Annotated in this window: 16 protein-coding genes; 9 read left to right on the forward strand and 7 right to left on the reverse strand. The window is 67.7% G+C overall.

All coding sequences use genetic code 11. The annotated features are described in order from the left end of the window. Window positions 1-299: 299 nt before the first annotated feature. From AB8808_RS03615 to AB8808_RS03630, 4 genes are read right to left on the reverse strand one after another with little or no spacing between them, the layout of a single operon-like run. The gene (locus AB8808_RS03615) at window positions 300-1,055 is read right to left on the reverse strand and encodes a L,D-transpeptidase family protein (RefSeq protein ID WP_369926821.1); all 756 of its coding nucleotides are present in this window, start codon (window positions 1,053-1,055) and stop codon (window positions 300-302) included. Window positions 1,056-1,081: 26 nt separating this feature from the next. Continuing rightward, on the reverse strand, window positions 1,082-2,173 hold the full coding sequence (locus AB8808_RS03620) for a dipeptide epimerase (protein ID WP_369926823.1): 1,092 nt from the start codon (window positions 2,171-2,173) through the stop codon (window positions 1,082-1,084). Window positions 2,174-2,180: 7 nt separating this feature from the next. Further along, a complete protein-coding gene (locus AB8808_RS03625; protein ID WP_369926825.1) occupies window positions 2,181-3,596 on the reverse strand; it encodes an SH3 domain-containing protein in 1,416 nt (471 codons plus the stop codon). Window positions 3,597-3,610: 14 nt separating this feature from the next. Beyond that, complete coding sequence (locus AB8808_RS03630) at window positions 3,611-4,768, reverse strand: DUF819 family protein (RefSeq protein WP_369926827.1); 1,158 nt, start codon at window positions 4,766-4,768, stop codon at window positions 3,611-3,613. An 85-nt stretch (window positions 4,769-4,853) separates the two neighbouring features. On the opposite strand from AB8808_RS03630, the gene AB8808_RS03635 reads away from it, so the two are divergent. Continuing rightward, window positions 4,854-5,549: a M15 family metallopeptidase gene (locus AB8808_RS03635; protein WP_369926829.1), complete on the forward strand. Its 696-nt coding sequence runs from the start codon at window positions 4,854-4,856 to the stop codon at window positions 5,547-5,549. 72 nt (window positions 5,550-5,621) lie between these two features. Beyond that, window positions 5,622-7,238 carry an NAD+ synthase gene (locus tag AB8808_RS03640; protein WP_369926831.1) on the forward strand — a complete coding sequence of 539 codons (1,617 nt, stop codon included), beginning with the start codon at window positions 5,622-5,624 and terminating at the stop codon, window positions 7,236-7,238. Between the two features lie 84 nt (window positions 7,239-7,322). On the opposite strand, the gene AB8808_RS03645 is transcribed toward AB8808_RS03640, so the two are convergent. Then, window positions 7,323-8,150 carry an outer membrane protein assembly factor BamD gene (locus AB8808_RS03645; protein ID WP_369926832.1) on the reverse strand — a complete coding sequence of 276 codons (828 nt, stop codon included), beginning with the start codon at window positions 8,148-8,150 and terminating at the stop codon, window positions 7,323-7,325. A 69-nt stretch (window positions 8,151-8,219) separates the two neighbouring features. Between AB8808_RS03645 and rluD the strand changes: the two genes are divergently transcribed. Then, complete coding sequence (gene rluD / locus AB8808_RS03650; protein ID WP_369926834.1) at window positions 8,220-9,194, forward strand: 23S rRNA pseudouridine(1911/1915/1917) synthase RluD; 975 nt, start codon at window positions 8,220-8,222, stop codon at window positions 9,192-9,194. A gap of 2 nt (window positions 9,195-9,196) precedes the next feature. Next, window positions 9,197-9,931 carry a peptidoglycan editing factor PgeF gene (pgeF, locus tag AB8808_RS03655; RefSeq protein ID WP_369926836.1) on the forward strand — a complete coding sequence of 245 codons (735 nt, stop codon included), beginning with the start codon at window positions 9,197-9,199 and terminating at the stop codon, window positions 9,929-9,931. A gap of 6 nt (window positions 9,932-9,937) precedes the next feature. Here pgeF and otsA read toward each other — a convergent pair whose 3' ends face one another. Next, on the reverse strand, window positions 9,938-11,359 hold the full coding sequence (gene otsA, locus AB8808_RS03660; RefSeq protein WP_369926837.1) for an alpha,alpha-trehalose-phosphate synthase (UDP-forming): 1,422 nt from the start codon (window positions 11,357-11,359) through the stop codon (window positions 9,938-9,940). Then, on the reverse strand, window positions 11,356-12,141 hold the full coding sequence (gene otsB / locus AB8808_RS03665; RefSeq protein WP_369926839.1) for a trehalose-phosphatase: 786 nt from the start codon (window positions 12,139-12,141) through the stop codon (window positions 11,356-11,358). The genes otsA and otsB overlap by 4 nt, the downstream gene beginning before the upstream one ends. Window positions 12,142-12,309: 168 nt before the next feature. Between otsB and clpB the strand changes: the two genes are divergently transcribed. The 5 genes from clpB to AB8808_RS03690 all read left to right on the forward strand — a co-directional run bounded on the left by clpB (window position 12,310) and on the right by AB8808_RS03690 (window position 18,450). Further along, complete coding sequence (gene clpB, locus AB8808_RS03670; protein WP_369926841.1) at window positions 12,310-14,898, forward strand: ATP-dependent chaperone ClpB; 2,589 nt, start codon at window positions 12,310-12,312, stop codon at window positions 14,896-14,898. 18 nt (window positions 14,899-14,916) lie between these two features. Then, on the forward strand, window positions 14,917-15,240 hold the full coding sequence (locus AB8808_RS03675) for an FmdB family zinc ribbon protein (protein ID WP_369926843.1): 324 nt from the start codon (window positions 14,917-14,919) through the stop codon (window positions 15,238-15,240). Window positions 15,241-15,347: 107 nt separating this feature from the next. Beyond that, window positions 15,348-15,941, forward strand: coding sequence for a DUF3011 domain-containing protein (locus tag AB8808_RS03680; RefSeq protein ID WP_369926845.1), 594 nt, complete (start codon window positions 15,348-15,350; stop codon window positions 15,939-15,941). Between the two features lie 74 nt (window positions 15,942-16,015). After that, on the forward strand, window positions 16,016-17,785 hold the full coding sequence (aspS, locus tag AB8808_RS03685; protein WP_369926847.1) for an aspartate--tRNA ligase: 1,770 nt from the start codon (window positions 16,016-16,018) through the stop codon (window positions 17,783-17,785). A 20-nt stretch (window positions 17,786-17,805) separates the two neighbouring features. After that, entirely contained in the window at window positions 17,806-18,450 is a 645-nt protein-coding gene (locus AB8808_RS03690; protein WP_369926849.1) for an esterase/lipase family protein, read from the forward strand. The last annotated feature ends 2 nt before the right edge of the window (window positions 18,451-18,452 follow it).

Genomic DNA, 18,452 nt, shown 5'->3' on the forward strand with positions numbered 1-18,452 from the left:
CGAATGAAGCGATGCACAGCATCGGACCCCGCGTTTCCTACACCCGGACGTTCCATACCCTGCGTCCGACTTCATCCACAACCTGTGTGGACATCGACTGCATAACCATGTGCATAACTCCGAATCCGCCTTTGGTAACAGCGACTTGAGTTGCACTGATTAGTTAGTGACCAGTTAGCGTCGACTTCGTAAAGCTTTATCCACAGCGGATGTGGATACCGCCTGCATAACCGTGTGGATAAGTCACTTTTTGCCTTGGGTAGCGTTCACTTGCGTTCGGTTGGTCACTCTGTGACCAGCTACAGCGCAGGTAGATTCCACGCATCACGAAGTCGTCCGTACTCTGTACGCGGCAACAAAACGAACACCGGCTTCTTCTTCGGATCGAGCCAGCCGAGCAAACGTTCCATCGCGTCGTCGGTCATCGCCGTGCAGCCTGCGGTGGGCGATGTCGGCGATTTCCACAGGTGCGCGAAGATGCAGCTGCCCGCGCCTTTGCGACCCGCGGCGTTGTGCTCGATGACAAAGCCGATCCGATACGCGTGGTCGCCATGGAAGTGCAGGTCGCGGCGCATGGGCTCGGTCGCGCCGGCGACTGCCTCTTCGCCCACCTTCCTCTCGTCGACCAGCTGGTTGTAATAAGGCGAACTGCCGACGTCCACGCAATAGTCCGAGGCGGTCAGGCCGCGGTACGGCAGGGCCGTGGTGTTGCTTTCCGCGTAACCGAACGCTTCGCCGATGCGAAAGATACCGGCCGGGCTGCGACCGTCGCCCTCGACCTTGAGCGGGCCCTCGGTCGGTGCCGGATGCAAGCCGATACCCCAGGCGCTGCCGTGCTTGCCGATAGTGACCGGCACCGGCGTGCCGAGCGCATGCCAACCGCCCGCATCGCGCTCGTAACTGCGCAGCGTGCCATGGTCGGTGTTCCAGTCATCCGTGGTCACGACGATCATCTGCCGCGAAACGGACCAGGCCACCGGGGCTTCGAAGGCGCTGGCGCCTGCGGCCAGCGAGACGAGGAAGCCACCGAAGAGGACGGAAAGGAAACGGTGCATACGTTCACCTTGATGAGGGCAAGGGTTCAGAGGGGTTCGAGTCCGCGGACGGCGCGGACACCCAGGCCCGGCATATCCGAGAGGGTGATCCGCGATTCATCGAAATGCGCGCCGCCGTCTACGGGGTCGAACGCGCACAGCGACGGGCCGTCCAGGTCCACGCGGGTGATGATCTGCGATCGCGCGGCAGCCACGTGCGCCGCGGCAGCCACACTGACGCTGCTTTCCAGCATGCAGCCCATCATGCACGGCACGCCGTGCATCCCGGCAAGGTCGGCGATGCGCAGGGCATTGGCGACACCGCCGGCCTTCATAAGCTTGATATTGATGATGTCCGCGGCACCCCGGCGGATCACTTCGAGTGCTTCGTGCGGACCGAAGGCGCTTTCATCGGCCATGATCGGCGTCTCCACATGACGGGTGACGTAGCCGAGGCCATCGAGGTCGCTCGCCTTGACCGGTTGTTCGACCAGGTCCATCGGTACACCGGCGTCTTCGAGTCGCCGTATCGCCCGTACGGCCTGTTTGGCCGTCCAGCCCTGGTTGGCATCCAGGCGCAGAAGCGCGCGGTCGCCTACCGCGGCGTGAATGGCCCTGACCCGCGCGACATCGTCATCGGTGTCCTTGCCGATCTTGATCTTCAGCGCGCTGTAGCCGCGCGCCAGCGCATCCAGGGCGTCGTCGACCATGGTGTCGATCGCGTTGACGCTGATGGTGAGGTTGGTGGTCAGCTGCGTGCATCCGCCACCGAGCAAGCGGTAGAGCGGCGCGCCGTGGTGCTGGGCCCACAGGTCGTGAAGCGCGATGTCCACCGCGGCTTTTGCACTGTGGTTGCCGACGATCGACGCCTGGATCAGCCCCGCGACGCGATTGAGGTCGGCGATGTCCTCGCCGATGAGTCGCGGAGCGATGTGTTGCGTGATCGCTGTCGTGATCGAGCCGAGGGTCTCGCCGGTGATGGCGGCCGTTGGGGGTGCCTCGCCGTAGCCGATCCGGCCATCGTCGGCCTGCAGCGTGACCACGACGTCCTCGACGCGGTCCACCTCGCGCAAGGCCGTCCGGAACGGCGTGCGCAACGGTACGCGGAGCAGGGCGACGTGGCATGCGACGATCTTCATGGCCACCTCAACGGATGCGTACGATGCCGGTCATGCGATCGAGGAAGCTCGTGCGCTCGTCGAACATCAGCGGCAGCAGCGGCGTCACGGCCACTTCGTTGAGCTTGATGCGGCGCAGGCTGCCATCGGCCTGGTGCAGGCCGATGCCGCCCACGTCGTGGATGACGTACGGTTTTCCATCGACCTTGCCGATCACCATCATCACGTGGCCCGGGATGTAGACCAGGTCGCCGACATCGAGCGCCAAGGCGGCGGCCAGGCGCGTCTCGTGGTCGTCCTTGCCGGTATACAGCGTGTGCGCGAGGCCCGGGCTGGATGCCTGGTCGCCCGTATTGCGGGGCATCTGCACGCCCATGCTGCGGTAGACGTCGGAAACGAAGCCGCTGCAATCGCGCCCGTCGAAGTCATGTCCCCAGCCGTAGCGCTCGCCGAGGAAGCGGAAGGCCTGGCGGATGATGTTCGCCCGGGTCAAGCGGAGGTAATCGGCGGCCGACGGCTGGTTGCGCTGGAGCAGGGCGGGCCGGAACGACAGCTGGCCTTGCGCGTCGCGTACTGGCAGGCTCAGTACCCACGATGTGTAGGGATGCTGGCCGTTGACGGGCTGATCCGCAGGCAGCGAGGTGTCCAGCGGCACGCGCGTGCCCATGTCGAGTGGCAGGGCCGACAAGGCAGGCGCCTCCGGCGTGAAGACCGTGCGCGGCATGGCGCCGGTAATGACGCGATAGGGCGTGGCATCCGCATGCGTGAACACCTGCGTCGCGCTGCCGTAGGCGATGGCGTCGGCGGGCGTCCACGCGGCGTAGCGCGTGCTGATCGCGAACACCCAGGCACCGTCCGCACTCGCATGCACCACCGCGACCGGATCGCCGGGAAACAGCGTGCTTTCCTGGAAGCGGTCGATATCGGTGTCGCCCGGCCGGCTGAACACGCGCAGCGCCGTCGCATGACTGCGCAACGGCGTGCGGCGCACGGCCATGCCGTAACGCGGCGTTATCCGGTCGGGCACCGCATCCGACGCGTCGTTGGCCAGGACGGCTTCCAGGACCGGGCGGGGCAGGGGCCGGCCGTCCGTGCCGAACAACGGTGACGTGGGACGCTTCGACACCTTCGCCAGTAGCGCCGCCACCTGCGCGTGCGTGAGCGTGGCCGGCAGGTGTCGAAGGTCGTGCATCGACGGGTCGACGCGCAGCAGCGTCCGGTTCAGCGCGTCGATGGCCGCGCGATCGAGCACGACACCGTCGGCGTCCGGCAGGCGCGACACCCAGTAGTCCGCCGAAAGCTGCGCGTCGAGCACACCGGGGATGGCCGTGGCGCCGCTGGCCGGCGGCTCGTTCGCCGCGGCGGTACGATCGGCGGCAGGGCACGCACCACCGCATGCCATGACGATGGCGACGGCGAGCAGGGCATGGCGGAACAGGGGCATGCGTGGAATTCCGGTCAGGCGGCGAGTCGGGACAGCACGGCGGCGACGACGAGGCCGAAGCCGGTGCCAAGGATATAGCCCAGCAGGGCCAGCAGGATGCCGACGGGCACCAGCGAGCGGGCATAGGTGGCCGCCAGTACTGGTGTGGCGGCGACCCCGCCGATGTGGGCCAGCGAGGCGATGCCACACAGGTACAGGTCGAAGCGGAACAGCCGCGCGGCCATGACCAGCAGGACGGCATGCAGGGCGATCACCGTGACCCCGCACAGCAGGTACACCGGCGCGGCCGCGATACCGGCAAAGCTGCCCTGCGAGGCGAGCACGGCGACGACGCAGACCAGCATCGCACTGGATACCGCCGGGGCACCGGGCAGGCGCGCCAGCGGTGTCTGTGCCAGCACCAGCCCCGCAAGCGTGGCGACCAGGATCGTCCAGGTCGTGGCCGAGACCATGCCGCCGACGGGAAGCCGTGCGCCGGCGGCGGAGGCCAGCGTCGCTGCCAGCAAGGCGATGCCCAGCCACAGCAGCACGCCTTCGGTCGTCGCGGGTGGCCGCGGCACGCTGTCCGCCATCGCCAGGTCGGCCATGTCGGCGCTCGAGGTGGCCCGGGTCCAGCGATTGAAGGCGGGGGCCAGGCGCGCGACCGAGAACAGCACGACCACCCACATCGAGTAGCACAGGGCGTCGGTCAGCAGCGCGGTGGCCAGCGAGGTGTCGGACATGCCGATGGCCTGCTTGACCGCTATAAGGTTGGCGGTGCCGCCGACCCAGCTCCCGGACAGGGCGGCCAGCGGTTTCCAGCCATCGCCGGGCAACCAGTGACGGTAGAGCAGGAAGGTGAGGACGAAGGCGACGAACAGGCTGGCCGAGGTGCAGGCGAAGACGCCGAGCACGCGAGGCCCCAGGCGGACGATGGCCCGTACGTCGCAGCCGATCATCAGCAGGAAGATCAGGGCCGGGACCAACTGCGCCACGATGGCCGACTGGGCGGCGCGTATCTCGACCGAAGCGGACCACAACCCAGCCATCGATAGCGCCGTGACGCTGAGATAGGTGAGCACGATAGGCGGCAGGATGTCGAAGATCTTCCCGCCATGGCGTCGCTCGATCGCCGGCCACACGCCCGCGACGAGGAACATGACGGCCAGGTAGGGCCACACCGTTGAAATCATGCACTGCTCCCTCGGCGAACCCCCATGATGTCAGCAATCGCGGGACGCGGCAGCATGGCAGTATGGCGGCATGACGAGACGAACGATGCCCTTCGCGCTGCCGGCCCTGGTCCTGGGCATGCTTCCGGCGATGGCGGGAACGCCGCCGTTGTCGCATGCGCGCACGCCCGCCGAGGCGGGCCTCGTCGATGTGCGCCGGCAGGTGCCCGACATCGCCCAGGATATGAAGTACGCCGGTAGCGACAACTTCACGGGCGCGCCGGTGCCGGGCTACCTCGCGCCGGTCTGCCTCCTGCGTACCGCGGCGGCGGAGGCGCTGGCCCGGGTAGAGACCACGCTGCGCCCTCAGGGTTATCGCCTGCGCCTGTGGGACTGTTATCGCCCGGCACGCGCCGTGGCGGCCTTCGTGCGCTGGGCGGGCCGGCCCGACGAGCCGACAGCCAAGGCGTTGCATTACCCGAACCTCGACAAGGCGCAGTTGCTGGGCGAATACATCGCGCCGGTATCCGGCCACAGCCGTGGCGCGACGGTCGACCTCACGCTGATGCAATGCACCGGCCCGCGGTGCACGCCGCTCGACATGGGTACGGACTTCGATTATTTCGACCCGATGGCGCATACGGACGATCCGCGCGTGACGACGAAGCAGCGCGAGAACCGGCAGCGCCTGGTCCGGGCCATGGCGGCGCAGGGCTTCGTCAACTATCCGCAGGAATGGTGGCACTTCACGTTACCTGGTGCCGCGGAAGGGGCGGTCATCTACGACGTGCCGGTGAGGTGACGCCGCGCGGGTACGGCGATGCCTTATCCGGTGCCTTATCATAGGCAGTCCCCGCGGCCGTACGGATCTGCCATGTCCACCTTTCGCTTCGCCCTGGCCCAGTTCGATTTTCCGGTCGGCGCCACTGCCGACAACGCGCGGCGGGTCAAGGCGCTGGCCGATGAAGCACGCGACCGCCTCGGCGCCTCGCTGATCGCCTTCCCCGAGCTCACCCTTTCCGGCTACCCGCCGGAAGACCTGCTGCAGCGGCCCAGCTTCCTCGAAGCCTGCCAGCGCGAACTGCATGCGCTGGCGCCGACGATCCGCGGCATCTCCGCCGTGGTCGGCTACCCGGATGCGCAGGGCGAGGTCTACAACGCCGCCTCGTTGATCCGAGAAGGCGAGCGCGAGTGGACGTATCACAAGCAGGCGCTGCCCAACTACACGGTGTTCGACGAGAAACGCTATTTCCGCCATGGCGGCGACACGCGGGTGTTCGCGATGGAGGGCGTGCAGGTAGGCATGCTGATCTGCGAGGACATCTGGGAGGCCGAGCCGGCGCGCCGGGTGGCCGAAGCGGGCGCGGAGCTGATCCTGGTGATCAATGCCTCGCCGTGGGACAAGCGCCAGGCCGCCACGCGCGAGGCCCTGCTACGCGATCGCGCCCGCGAGACCGGCCTGCCGATCGCCTACGTCAACCTGGTCGGCGGGCAGGACGACCTGCTGTTCGACGGGCATTCGTTGCTGGTCCAGGCCGATGGCGAGATCGCCGCGCGCGCGCCGTCGTTCGAAGAACTGTTGCTGGCCGTGGACTACGACACCGACACGCGGCGCCTCACCGCGGTCGACTGGCCGGCGCCGGACACGCGGTCGCCGGAGGCGCTGATGTATGCGGGCATCGTCCGCGGCATCCGCGACTACATCGGCAAGAACCATTTCTCCGGCGTGTTGCTGGGTTTGTCCGGCGGCATCGATTCCGCGCTGACCCTGGCCATGGCGGTGGATGCCCTGGGCAAGGACAAGGTCACGGCCATCATGATGCCCACGGAGTACACCTCCGACCTGTCGCTGCGCGAGGCCAAGGCCCAGGCCGAGCACATGGGTGTCGAATACCACGTGCTGCCCATCGAGGGTATCTACGGCGCGCTGACCGAGACGCTGGCGCCCGTGTTCGCCGGCCGGGCCACGGACATCACGGAAGAAAACCTGCAATCGCGCACGCGCGGCGTGCTGCTGATGGCGATGTCCAACAAGACCGGCAGGCTGTTGCTGTCCACGGGCAACAAGAGCGAGATGGCCGTGGGCTATGCCACTCTATACGGCGACATGTGCGGTGCGTACGCGCCGCTGAAGGACGTCTACAAGACCGTGGTCTATGCCCTGTCGCGCTGGCGCGCCGCCATCGATGGCGCCATCCCCGCCGCCGTGATCGAGCGACCGCCCTCGGCCGAGTTGCGCCACGAGCAGACCGACCAGGATTCCCTGCCGCCGTACGACGAGCTGGACGCGATCCTCGAGCGGTTCATCGAAGGCGAGGCCTCGGCCGAGGACATCATCGCCGCCGGCCACGACGATGCCACGGTGCGCCGGGTGATCCGCATGGTGTTCGTCAACGAGTTCAAGCGCCGCCAGGCCGCCCCCGGTCCCCGTGTCACCACCAAGGCCTTCGGCCGCGAACGCCGCTACCCGATCACCTCCGGCTGGCGTTGACCGGCGGCGTGTCCTGAAACGAAAAACGCCGGCCCTGGGCCGGCGTTTTTCATGGCGCCCCGGGTCGACCCCGGGGGACAGGACTCAGTGGTGACCCGAGAACGGGATCGCCTTGCGCCATACCGAGGGGTGGTGCGGCCAGGTCGGGTCCGTGAGGTACGGGTGGTCCGGGTAGTTCAGGGCCAGTACCTTGCGGCTCTGTTCCGCCAGCGGCTGGCGATCCAGGGCCAGGTAGCTGCGGGTCAGGATGGCCAGGGCGTCGGCCGTCTCGGGCGACTGCTGGTAGTGCTCCACCACGTACTGCGAACGATCGGCCGAGGCGATGTAGGCCTTGGTGCGCAGGTAGTACTCGGCCACGTTGATCTCGAACCGGGCCAGCTGGTTGCGGAGGAAGATCATCCGCTGGCGGGCGTCGGTAGCGTAGGCGCTGTTGGGATAACGGCGCGTCAGCTGGCTGAAATCGTCGAAGGCGGTGAGGTTGAAACCCTGGTCGCGACGGGTCGAACCCGAGTTGTCGCGCTGCAGGTAACGCTCGATGACGCCGCCGGTGCGATCGAAATTGATCAGACCGCGCAAGTAATAGGCATAATCTGCATGCTTGTGGGTCGGGAACGTCTTGATGAAGCGGTTGATCGTCGAGTAAGCGTCGTCCGGCTTGTTGTCTTTGTACTGCGCGTAAGCCAGTTCGATCTGCGACTGTTCGTTGATGTCACCCGAGGGGAAACGAGCGATCAGTCGCTGGTAAGCCTTCTCGGCCGCGGAATAGTCGGAGTGCTCCAGCGAATTGTGGGCATTGGCATAAAGCCGGTCGACCGGCATCGTGTCGATCGTCTCCTTCTTGCTGCGGAACATCGAGCAGGCGCTCATCGACAGGGCGAGGACGAGCAGAATGGTGATCTTGGTTGCACGCATTGAGAGAGTTCGGATGCTTAAGCGAATGGGCATGATAGCCGAAACCGGCCTTCGGCCGGGCGGGTCGGTATGACGACGGTCCGGCATGAGGCCACGATAGCGGTAACGGCCGCTGGACGGCGTTTCGACCAGACCGTGGCCGAGATGTTCCCCGATTACTCCCGATCCCGCCTCACCGGCTGGATCAAGGAGGGCAAACTGTTGCTGGACGGGGCCCCGGCGGCTCCCCGGCACCTCGTCCGCGGCGGTGAAAGGGTGCTGCTGGAGGCCGAGCTGGAGACGGAGGTCCACGCCCAGCCCGAAGATATCGCCCTGGATATCCGCTACGAGGACGACGACCTGCTGGTGCTGGACAAGCCCATGGGGCTGGTGGTCCACCCGGGGGCGGGCAATCCGGCGGGCACCTTGCTCAACGCGCTGCTGCACCACGCCCCGGCCCTGGCGGAGCTGCCCCGCGGCGGTATCGTCCATCGCCTGGACAAGGACACGGCCGGCCTGATGGTGGTCGCCAAGTCGCTGCCCGCGCATACGGGCCTGGTGGCGATGCTGTCCCGGCACGACGTGCGTCGCCAGTACGAGGCCGTGGTGCTGGGCACCATGGTGGCCGGCGGCATGGTGGACCAGCCGATCGGCAGGCACCAGCACGATCGCCTGAAGCAGGGCGTTCGTGACGTGGAGGACGGCGGCAAGGAGGCGATTACCCATTACCGCGTGCGCGAGCGCTTCCGCTCGCACAGCGTCCTGCAGTGCAACCTGGAAACGGGGCGCACCCACCAGATTCGCGTGCACATGGCGCATATCGGCCATCCGCTGGTCGGCGATCAGCTCTACGGCAATGGCCTGCGCCTGCCGCGCGGGGCCAGCCAGGAACTGATCGATGCGCTGCGCGGCTTCCGGCGCCAGGCGCTCCACGCGGAGAAGCTGGCCTTCGAGCACCCGATCACCGGCGAGTCGCTGGAGTTCGACTCCCCGCGTCCCGCCGACCAGGAAGCCCTGATCGCGTCGCTGCGGGTCGATACCCAGTTGCACCCCATCGAGGACTGACCATGCCGCGCAGCTGGATTCGCCCCGAGTGGACGGTGCCCGACACGATCGGTGCGGCGGTGGCGACCCGGCAGGGCCCGGGCGTGTCCAGCGGGGCCTACGCCCGGTTCAATCTGGGCCTGCGCTCCGGCGACGCCGTGGACGCGGTGCGGGCCAATCGCGCCGCGCTCGTCCCCGCGCTGGGCCTGCCCGAGGCGCCACTATGGCTGCGCCAGGTGCACGGCACGCAGGTGGCGGGGGCGGCCACCGCCGATGGCGACGAGCCGGAGGCGGACGCCGCGGTGGCGCGTGGCCCGGGCCGGGTATTGGCCATTCTCACGGCCGACTGCCTGCCCGTGCTGTTCGCCTCGGCCGATGGCGAGACGATCGGCGCCGCCCATGCGGGCTGGCGTGGCCTGGCGGCGGGGGTGCTCGAGCGGACCGTGGAGCACATGGCGGCCTCGGGCATCCAGGCGTGGCTGGGGCCGGCCATCGGCATGGCCTCCTACGAGGTGGGTGAGGAGGTCAGGGCGGCGTTCGTCGATGTCGATGCGGCCGCGGCGACGGCCTTCGAGGCGACCCGGCCGGGTCACTGGCTGTGCGATCTCTACGCGCTGGCACGGTTGAAACTGGCCGCCGCTGGCGTGGACCGGATATCGGGCGGCGGCTTCGACACCTTTCGCGACGACAGGCTGTACTCCTATCGCCGCGACGGTGCGGCGAGCGGGCGTTTCGCGACGCTGATCTGGACCCGCTGAGCGGGCTCAGCCCGGCGCGGTAGTCATCGGCGCCTGGACGTAGAGCTCGGGCTTCACCTTGGGCGGTTCCATCAGGGCGTGCAGGAATGCGTTGCGCCAGGTGGTGATGTCGTTGCGCTCGAGCACGTCCATCATCGACTGCCAGCGCATGCGGCGCTCCTTGAGCGGCATCTCCAGTGCCCGCTTCAGCGCCTCGGACACTTCGTCCAGGTCCGACGGGTTCACCAGCAACGCGGCATCCAGCTCCTGGGCCGCGCCCGCGAAGCGCGACAGCACCAGCACGCCGGGGTCCTGCGGATCCTGGCAGGCCACGTATTCCTTGGCGACCAGGTTCATGCCGTCGCGCAGGGGCGTCACCAGGCCGACCTTGGCGACGCGGAAGTAACCGGCCAGCACCTTGTGTCCGAACGACTTGTTGACGTACCGGATGGGTACCCAGTCGGGCTCGGCATACTGGCCGTTGATGTGCCCCGCGCTGCGTTCCAGTTCGCGCCGCAGCGAACGGTATTCCGGCACGTCGGAGCGCGAGGGCGGGGCGATCTGCAGCAGGGATACGCGTCCGCGCATGTCCTTCTGGTCGCGCAGCAGGCGCGCAAAACCTTCGAAACGCTCGGGCAGGCCCTTGGAATAATCCAGGCGGTCCACGCCGATGATGAGCTGTCGGTCGTCGATGCTGGCCCGCAGCTTGGCCACGGCGCCGCTGTCTTCCGCCCGATGGGCCAGTTCGACCGCTTCGGCCGTGTCGATGCTGATGGGAAAGACGCCGGCACGGAAAATACGCCCGTTGGCGGCGCGGATGCGCCCGCCCGTGCGCATCGCCGCACCCAGTTCGTGCAGGAAATAATCCTCCAGCGCGCGCAGGTCGCGCTGGGTATGCAGACCCACCAGATCGTAGGAGGCGAAGGATTCCAGCAGTTCGCGGTGGCGCGGCAGCGTGATCAGCAGGCCGGCAGCCGGCAGCGGCGTGTGCAGGAAGAAGCCGATCCGGTTTTCCACGCCCAGCTCGCGCAGCATCGAGGCCAGCGGGATGAGGTGGTAGTCGTGCACCCAGATGACGTCGTCTTTCTTGATCAGCTTCGCCACACGCCTGGCGAAGGCCCGGTTGACCCGCAGGTAACCTTCGAGGTGGTCGCGGCGGTAATCGACCAGGTCGCCCCGGTAGTGGAACAAGGGCCACAGGGCGCGGTTGGCGAACCCGCTGTAATAGTCGTCATGGTCCGCCTTGGACATGTCGATGGTTGCGTAGTCGATATGCCCGTCGCTGACCTCGTGCAGATCCTTGCCGGTTTCGGCGGCGATGTTGCCGCTCCAGCCGAACCACAGGCCGCCCATCTCTTGCAGCGCCGCGTTCATGGCCGAGGCGAGGCCGCCGGTCTGCGTCTGCTTGGGCAGCGCCACGCGGTTGGATATGACGACTAGTCGGCTCATTGTGACCTTGCGGCTCCCTGCGTCAGTCTGGCTTTCACGGAATCGAGCCAATGGTGGACATCGGCCGGGCTAGACAATGTGAAAGCGGCTTGCGACGGGGTGCGCGAGCCGATCCGGATGGACACGCCGCCCTGCGCATTGACCACCGCGAAGGCGTGCTCGTCGGTCAGGTCGTCACCCAGGTACACCGGCCGCCGGCCGGCGAACGGCGCGGCGGCCAGGAAGGCCGCCACGGCGATACCCTTGTCCATGCCGCGCGGCTTGAACTCGAAGACGTAGCTGCCGGGCTGCAACTCGAAACCCGGAAAGCGCGCGGCGATTTCCGGGGCGCGCCGGGCCAGGTCGGCCTCGCGTTCGGGCCGCTCGCGGCAATGCAGCGCGACGGACCAGCTCTTGTCCTCCACTCTTACCCCGGGCATGTCGGCGGCCACGGCATGCACCGTCTGGCGTAGTCGGGCCAGTTCCGCCTCGTTCACCGGTACCGTGGTCAGCCGGCCCGCGCCGTCGCGGCGCTCCAGGCCGTGCTGCCCCGCCGCGGCCCAGCCGGGCCGGTCGAAGATGGCGTCCAGCCCGGCGATGGCGCGGCCGCTGACCAGGGCCAGCGCGCCGTCCAGTCGATCGTGCAGCGTGTCCAGCGTGTCCATGAGGCCATCGGCCACCGCCACCGCGTCCGGATCGTCGGCAAAGGCCAGCAAGGTGCCGTCGGCGTCGAGGAACAAGGCGCTGCCGGTGTCGATCAGATCGACGGGCGGAGGGGGCAGGGTGTCGCGGGCGGCTGTCACGGCGTCTCCATGGGGCGGCGGTTCCCCGAGCATGCCGGCCCGGGTGTGAAAAAAGTGCTGCGCATGGCCCGTTGAAGGCTCGCAAAATCACCCGCATGTCTTGCGCCAGAGGCGGTTGCGGGCGATGCGCCCCCGACGCGCCATAACCTTTCCAGGGAGACATCGACGATGCGAATGGACAAACTCACCTCGCGCTTCCAGCAGGCGCTGGCCGATGCGCAGTCGCTGGCGGTGGGCCGCGACAACAACATGCTCGAGCCCGTCCACGTCATGGCCGCGCTGCTGGACCAGCAGGGCGGCTCCACTGGCCCGCTGCTGACGCAGGCCGGCGTGAACGTGCCGGCGTTCCGCCAGCGGGTCGGCGAGATACTGGACCGGCTGCCACGCGTCAGTGGGCAGGAAGGCAACATCAATATAGGTAACGACCTCAACCGCCTGCTCAACCTCACCGACAAGCTGGCGCAGCAGCGCGGCGACCAGTTCATCGCCAGCGAGCTGTTCGTGCTGGCCACGCTGGAAGACCGCGGCGAGGTGGGCGGCGCGCTGAAGGCCGCGGGCGCCACGAAGGATCGCCTGGAAGTGGCGATCGAGAAGCTTCGCGGTGGCGAGAAGGTGCAGTCCGAGAACGCCGAGGAACAACGCCAGGCGCTCGAGAAATACACCATCGACCTTACCGAGCGCGCCGAGGTGGGCAAGCTGGATCCGGTGATCGGTCGCGACGAGGAAATCCGTCGCACCATCCAGGTATTGCAGCGCCGGACCAAGAACAATCCCGTGCTGATCGGCGAGCCGGGCGTGGGCAAGACCGCCATCGTCGAAGGGCTGGCCCAGCGCATCGTCAACGGCGAGGTGCCCGAGGGCCTGCGCGACAAGCGCGTGCTGTCGCTGGACATGGGTGCGCTGATCGCCGGGGCGAAATTCCGCGGCGAGTTCGAGGAGCGGCTCAAGGCCGTGCTCAACGACCTGTCCCGCCAGGAAGGCCGGGTCATCCTGTTCATCGACGAGCTGCACACCATGGTCGGTGCCGGCAAGGCCGACGGCGCGATGGATGCGGGCAACATGCTGAAGCCGGCGCTGGCGCGCGGCGAGCTGCATTGCATCGGTGCCACCACGCTGGACGAGTACCGCAAGTACGTCGAGAAGGATGCCGCGCTGGAGCGTCGCTTCCAGAAGGTCTACGTGGGCGAGCCCAGCGTCGAGGACACCATCGCGATCCTGCGCGGCCTGAAGGAGCGCTACGCGGTGCACCACGGCGTCGAGATCACCGACCCGGCCATCGTCGCCGCCGCGACGCTCTCCGCGCGCTACATCCCCGACCGCCAGCTGCCCGACAAGGCCATCGACCTGATGGACGAGGCGGCGTCGCGCATCCGCATGGAGATCGACTCCAAGCCGGAGGAACTGGATCGCCTGGAGCGCCGGCTGATCCAGCTGAAGATCCAGCGCGAGATGCTGAAGAAGGAACACGACGACGAATCCCGGCAACGCCTGGCCCAGCTGGAAACCGACATCGAGGCGCTGGATCGGGAATTCTCCGACCTGAACGAGGTATGGAAATCCGAAAAGGCCATGCTGCAGGGCGCGACGAAGATCAAGGAACAGATCGAGCAGGCCCGGCTCGAACTGGAATCCGCGCAGCGTCGCCAGGACTACGGCGCCATGAGCGAGATCCAGTACGGGCGCCTGCCCGCGCTGGAGGCCCAGCTGGCCGCCGCCCAGCAGGTGGAGAAGCACGACTTCACCCTTTTGCAGGACCGCGTGACGGCCGAGGAGATCGCCGAGGTGGTCGCGCGCTGGACGGGTATCCCGGTCAACAAGATGCTCGAAGGCGAGCGCGAGAAGTTGCTGCAGATGGAAAGCGCTCTGCATGAGCGCGTGGTCGGCCAGGACGAGGCGGTGCGTGCCGTCTCCGATGCCATTCGTCGCGCGCGCGCCGGGCTGTCCGATCCCAACCGTCCGTACGGCTCGTTCCTGTTCCTGGGGCCCACCGGCGTCGGCAAGACGGAGCTGTGCAAGGCGCTGGCGGATTTCCTGTTCGACACGCAGGACGCGATGATCCGCATCGACATGAGCGAGTTCATGGAGAAGCACTCGGTGAGCCGCCTGGTCGGTGCGCCGCCGGGGTATGTGGGTTACGAGGAAGGCGGCTACCTGACCGAGGCGGTCCGTCGTCGTCCGTACAGCGTGATCCTGCTGGACGAGGTGGAGAAAGCCCATCCGGACGTGTTCAACATCCTGCTGCAGGTGCTGGACGACGGTCGCCTCACGGACGGGCAGGGGCGTACGGTCGATTTCCGCAACACGGTCATCGTCATGACCTCCAACCTGGGCTCCCACCTGATCCAGGAGCAGGCGGGCGACAGCGAGGCGGACTACATGCAGATGAAGGCCTCGGTGCTGGGTGTGGTGCAGGGCCACTTCCGGCCGGAGTTCATCAACCGGCTGGACGACCTGGTCGTGTTCCGCGCGCTGGACAAGGCGCAGATCCGCTCGATCGCCCGCATCCAGCTGGGTTACCTGGCGAAGCGGCTGGCCGATCGGCAACTGTCGCTGGATATCACCGACCGGGCGCTGGACCTGCTGGGCAGCGCGGGTTTCGATCCCGTGTACGGTGCCCGTCCGCTCAAGCGGGCCGTGCAGCAGCAACTGGAGAACCCGCTGGCGCAGCGCATCCTGCAGGGGGCGTTCGTCCCCGGGCAGACCATCCGGGTGGATTCGGACGGCAACCACCTCACTTTTGCGACAATGCCCGCCTGATTACCGAGGTTCCACCCGATGCCCATCTACGAATTCCAGTGCAAGGCCTGCGGCCACCGCTTCGAGCGCCTGCAGAAGATGTCCGATGCCGATCCCACGGTGTGCCCGGCCTGCGGCGAGCCGCAGGTGGGCCGCATGCTGAGCGCGCCGCAGTTCCGCCTGGCCGGCGGCGGCTGGTACGAGACCGACTTCAAGAAGGACGGCGACAAGAAGCGCAACCTCGTGGAGGGCTCGTCCGGTGCGCCCGCGGCGGCGCCCGCGGCGGCGGCGCCCGCTCCCGCCGCCGCTTCCTCCCCGGCGCCGGCGTCCAGCCCGGCGCCCGCCAAGTCGTCCGGCGACTGACCCGCCGCTGACCCGGCGCACGACGGCATCGTTTTCCTGCGATCCGTTCAAACATCATTGCGTATGCGTCCGATAGTTTTTGCACACACACATCGGAGGTCAGGGGCATGAAACGCATTCTCGGGTTGGTCGCCACGGTAGCGCTGGGCGCGGGGCTGTTCGGTACGCCGCACGTGGCGCACGCCCAACGCGGTGGCGACACGGTCAACTGCTACAGCGACAGCGGTCGCCGCGCCTATTGCCAGGTGCCCTGGCGGGACGCGCGCCTGGTCCGGCAGGATTCCCAGACGCCGTGCATCCGCGGGCGCAACTGGGATATGGATCGCGGCGGCCTGTGGGTCGACGACGGTTGCCGTGGCATCTTCCAGGAAGCCGGTGGCTGGGGCGGTGGCCGGCCTGGCTGGGGCGACAACGGTGGTCGCCCGGGTTGGGGCAACGACCGTGATCGCGATCGCTATCCGCCCGGTTACGGCAGGCCCGATGGCGGTCGTCCCGGTTACGCCGGCAACAGCGGCCAGATCGTTTCGTGCGACAGCGAGGACAACAAGCGCGTGCTGTGTCGCTGGCCGGTGGGCCCCGGTGCACGCCTGGTCGAACAGAACTCGGACGCCGCCTGTCGCGAGGGCTACAGCTACGGCTTTTCGCCCCAGGGCATCTGGGCCGATCACGGCTGCCGCGCGAAGTTCGATATCGGCCGCTGAACAGCCCGTTCCGGCGCTTGGCAGACCCCGGTCGTGATACGATCCGGGGTCTTTTCCCACGAAGCTTCAAGCGCATGCGCAGTCATTTTTGCGGAGCCATCGACGAGTCCCTGGTCGGCCAGGAAGTCACCCTTTGCGGCTGGGTCAACACCCTCCGCCTGCAGAGCCACGTGGCCTTCGTCGACCTTCGTGACCACGAGGGCATCGCCCAGGTCGTGATCGAGCGCGAGAACGCCGCGGCCTTCGCCATTGCCGGCGAGCTGGGCAACGAATTCGTCATCCGGGTCACCGGCCAGCTCCGCCGCCGCCTGTCGGCCAACGACAAGCTGAAGACGGGCACGGTCGAGTTGCTCGCCGACACCGTGCAGATCCTCAACGAGGCCCGTGACCTGCCGTTCGCGCAGCACGAGACGCCGAACGAGGACATGCGGATGACCTACCGCTACCTCGACCTGCGCCGTCCCGAGATGCAGCAGATGATGCGCACGCGTACCGCGCTGGTGCGCGAGCTGCGCCGTTATCTGGATGCCGCCGGCTTCCAGGACATCGAGACCCCGATACTGACCAAGGCCACGCCGGAAGGCGCGCGCGACTACCTGGTGCCCAGCCGCGTGCATCCGGGTCAGTTCTACGCGCTGCCGCAGTCGCCGCAGCTGTTCAAGCAGATCCTGATGATGGCGGGCTTCGACCGCTACTACCAGATCGCCCGCTGCTTCCGCGACGAAGACCTCCGCGCCGATCGCCAGCCGGAATTCACCCAGCTCGACCTGGAGTTCGCCTTCGTCGAGGAACAGGACGTCCAGGACTTCGTCGAGGACCTGATCCGCCACGTGTTCCGAGAAGTGCGCAAGGTGGAACTGGACGCCGCGTTCCCGCGCATGACCTACGCCGAGGCCATGCGCCGCTTCGGTTCGGACAAGCCCGACCTGCGCATTGCGCTGGAGCTGACCGACATCGCCGAGGCGGTGAAACACGTCGAGTTCAAGGTGTTCTCCGGGCCGGCCAACGATCCGGCCGGCCGCGTGGCCGCCCTGCGCGTGCCGGGCGCGGCGGACCTCTCGCGCAAGGACATCGACGGCCTGACCGAATACGCCGCCCGCTACGGGGCAAAGGGCCTGGCCTGGCTCAAGGTCGACGATCTGGCCAAGGGTCGCGAGGGCATCAACTCGCCGGTGGCCAAGTTCCTCGACGACGATGCCCTGGCACAGGTGCTGGCGCTCACCGGCGCCGCCAATGGCGACATCGTGTTATTCGGCGCTGGCGCCTGGAAGACCGTGACCGACTTCATGGGCGCGCTGCGCATCAAGCTCGGTCGCGACCGTGGCCTGGTCGAGGACACCTGGAAGCCGCTGTGGGTCACCGACTTCCCCATGTTCGAATACGACGACGAGGAAAAACGCTTCGTCGCCCTCCATCACCCGTTCACCGCGCCCAAGGTCGACGACATCGCCGACCTGCGCGAGCACGCGGTCACGGCGGTCAGCCGTGGCTACGACATGGTGCTCAACGGCAACGAGATCGGTGGCGGCTCCATCCGTATCCATCGCCCCGAGATGCAGAGCGCCGTGTTCGGCCTGCTGGGCATCGGCGCCGACGAGGCCGAGGCCAAGTTCGGTTTCCTGCTCAAGGCCCTGCGCATGGGCGCCCCGCCGCACGGTGGCCTGGCCTTCGGCATCGACCGCATCGCGGCGCTCATGGCCGGTACCGAGTCCATCCGTGACGTCATCGCCTTCCCCAAGACCACCAGCGCGCAAGACCTGATGACCGACGCCCCGTCGTCGGTGTCGGAGCCCCAGCTGAAGGAACTCCACGTCCGCGTCGCCGCGGAGGCGCCCAAACCCTGACTTCGGTCGGGCGCCCCGCCATGAGTGACTCGCCCATCGACGTGCTGTTGCTGCATGGCCTGTGGATGCGGGGGTTCGCCATGGCGATGCTCAGCCGTCGGCTGCGCGACGAAGGGTTCCGGGTCCACCCGTTCGAATACATGAGCGTGGTCGCGCCGCCGGAACAGGCCATCGAGCGCCTGCGCAAACGGATCCGCCACCTGGCACCGGAGCCCGTGCATATCGTCGGGCACAGCCTGGGCGGCATCCTCGCCCTGCTGGCCTGCCGGGACGAAGCGCCGTCGCCGGCCCGCATCGTCTGCCTCGGCTCGCCGCTCAACGGCAGCGCCGCGGCACGGGGCCTCACCCACCGCTGGGGTGGCGACATGCTGCTGGGCCAGGCCAAGGGCCTGCTCGGGCACGGCCTGGACCGATGGGACGGCGCGCGCGAGGTCGGCATGATCGCCGGCCGCATGCCCGTTGGCCTGGGGGCGCTGGTCGGCGAGATCGGCGAAGAGCACGACGGCTCCGTGGGCGTGGAGGAAACCCGTCTGCCGGGCCTGTGCGACCACTGCGTGCTGGAAACCAGCCACAGCGGCCTGCTGGTCTCGGCGGATGTGGCCAGGCAGGTCGTTACCTTTCTCCGTGAAGGACGCTTTGCCGCCCCCCTTAGCCCCCCGGCCTGATT

The organism is Xanthomonas sp. NCPPB 2632 (assembly GCF_041228075.2).
GTDB lineage: Bacteria > Pseudomonadota > Gammaproteobacteria > Xanthomonadales > Rhodanobacteraceae > Luteibacter.

Excerpts from the sequence above, each read along its gene's own strand:
- AB8808_RS03615 (WP_369926821.1), bottom strand. The coding sequence starts at position 1,055 with ATGCACCGTTTCCTTTCCGTCCTCTTCGGTGGCTTCCTCGTCTCGCTG.
- AB8808_RS03620 (WP_369926823.1), bottom strand. The coding sequence starts at position 2,173 with ATGAAGATCGTCGCATGCCACGTCGCCCTGCTCCGCGTACCGTTGCGC.
- AB8808_RS03625 (WP_369926825.1), bottom strand. The coding sequence starts at position 3,596 with ATGCCCCTGTTCCGCCATGCCCTGCTCGCCGTCGCCATCGTCATGGCA.
- AB8808_RS03630 (WP_369926827.1), bottom strand. The coding sequence starts at position 4,768 with ATGATTTCAACGGTGTGGCCCTACCTGGCCGTCATGTTCCTCGTCGCG.
- AB8808_RS03635 (WP_369926829.1), top strand. The coding sequence starts at position 4,854 with ATGCCCTTCGCGCTGCCGGCCCTGGTCCTGGGCATGCTTCCGGCGATG.
- AB8808_RS03640 (WP_369926831.1), top strand. The coding sequence starts at position 5,622 with ATGTCCACCTTTCGCTTCGCCCTGGCCCAGTTCGATTTTCCGGTCGGC.
- AB8808_RS03645 (WP_369926832.1), bottom strand. The coding sequence starts at position 8,150 with ATGCGTGCAACCAAGATCACCATTCTGCTCGTCCTCGCCCTGTCGATG.
- rluD (WP_369926834.1), top strand. The coding sequence starts at position 8,220 with ATGACGACGGTCCGGCATGAGGCCACGATAGCGGTAACGGCCGCTGGA.
- pgeF (WP_369926836.1), top strand. The coding sequence starts at position 9,197 with ATGCCGCGCAGCTGGATTCGCCCCGAGTGGACGGTGCCCGACACGATC.
- otsA (WP_369926837.1), bottom strand. The coding sequence starts at position 11,359 with ATGAGCCGACTAGTCGTCATATCCAACCGCGTGGCGCTGCCCAAGCAG.
- clpB (WP_369926841.1), top strand. The coding sequence starts at position 12,310 with ATGCGAATGGACAAACTCACCTCGCGCTTCCAGCAGGCGCTGGCCGAT.
- AB8808_RS03675 (WP_369926843.1), top strand. The coding sequence starts at position 14,917 with ATGCCCATCTACGAATTCCAGTGCAAGGCCTGCGGCCACCGCTTCGAG.
- AB8808_RS03680 (WP_369926845.1), top strand. The coding sequence starts at position 15,348 with ATGAAACGCATTCTCGGGTTGGTCGCCACGGTAGCGCTGGGCGCGGGG.
- aspS (WP_369926847.1), top strand. The coding sequence starts at position 16,016 with ATGCGCAGTCATTTTTGCGGAGCCATCGACGAGTCCCTGGTCGGCCAG.
- AB8808_RS03690 (WP_369926849.1), top strand. The coding sequence starts at position 17,806 with ATGAGTGACTCGCCCATCGACGTGCTGTTGCTGCATGGCCTGTGGATG.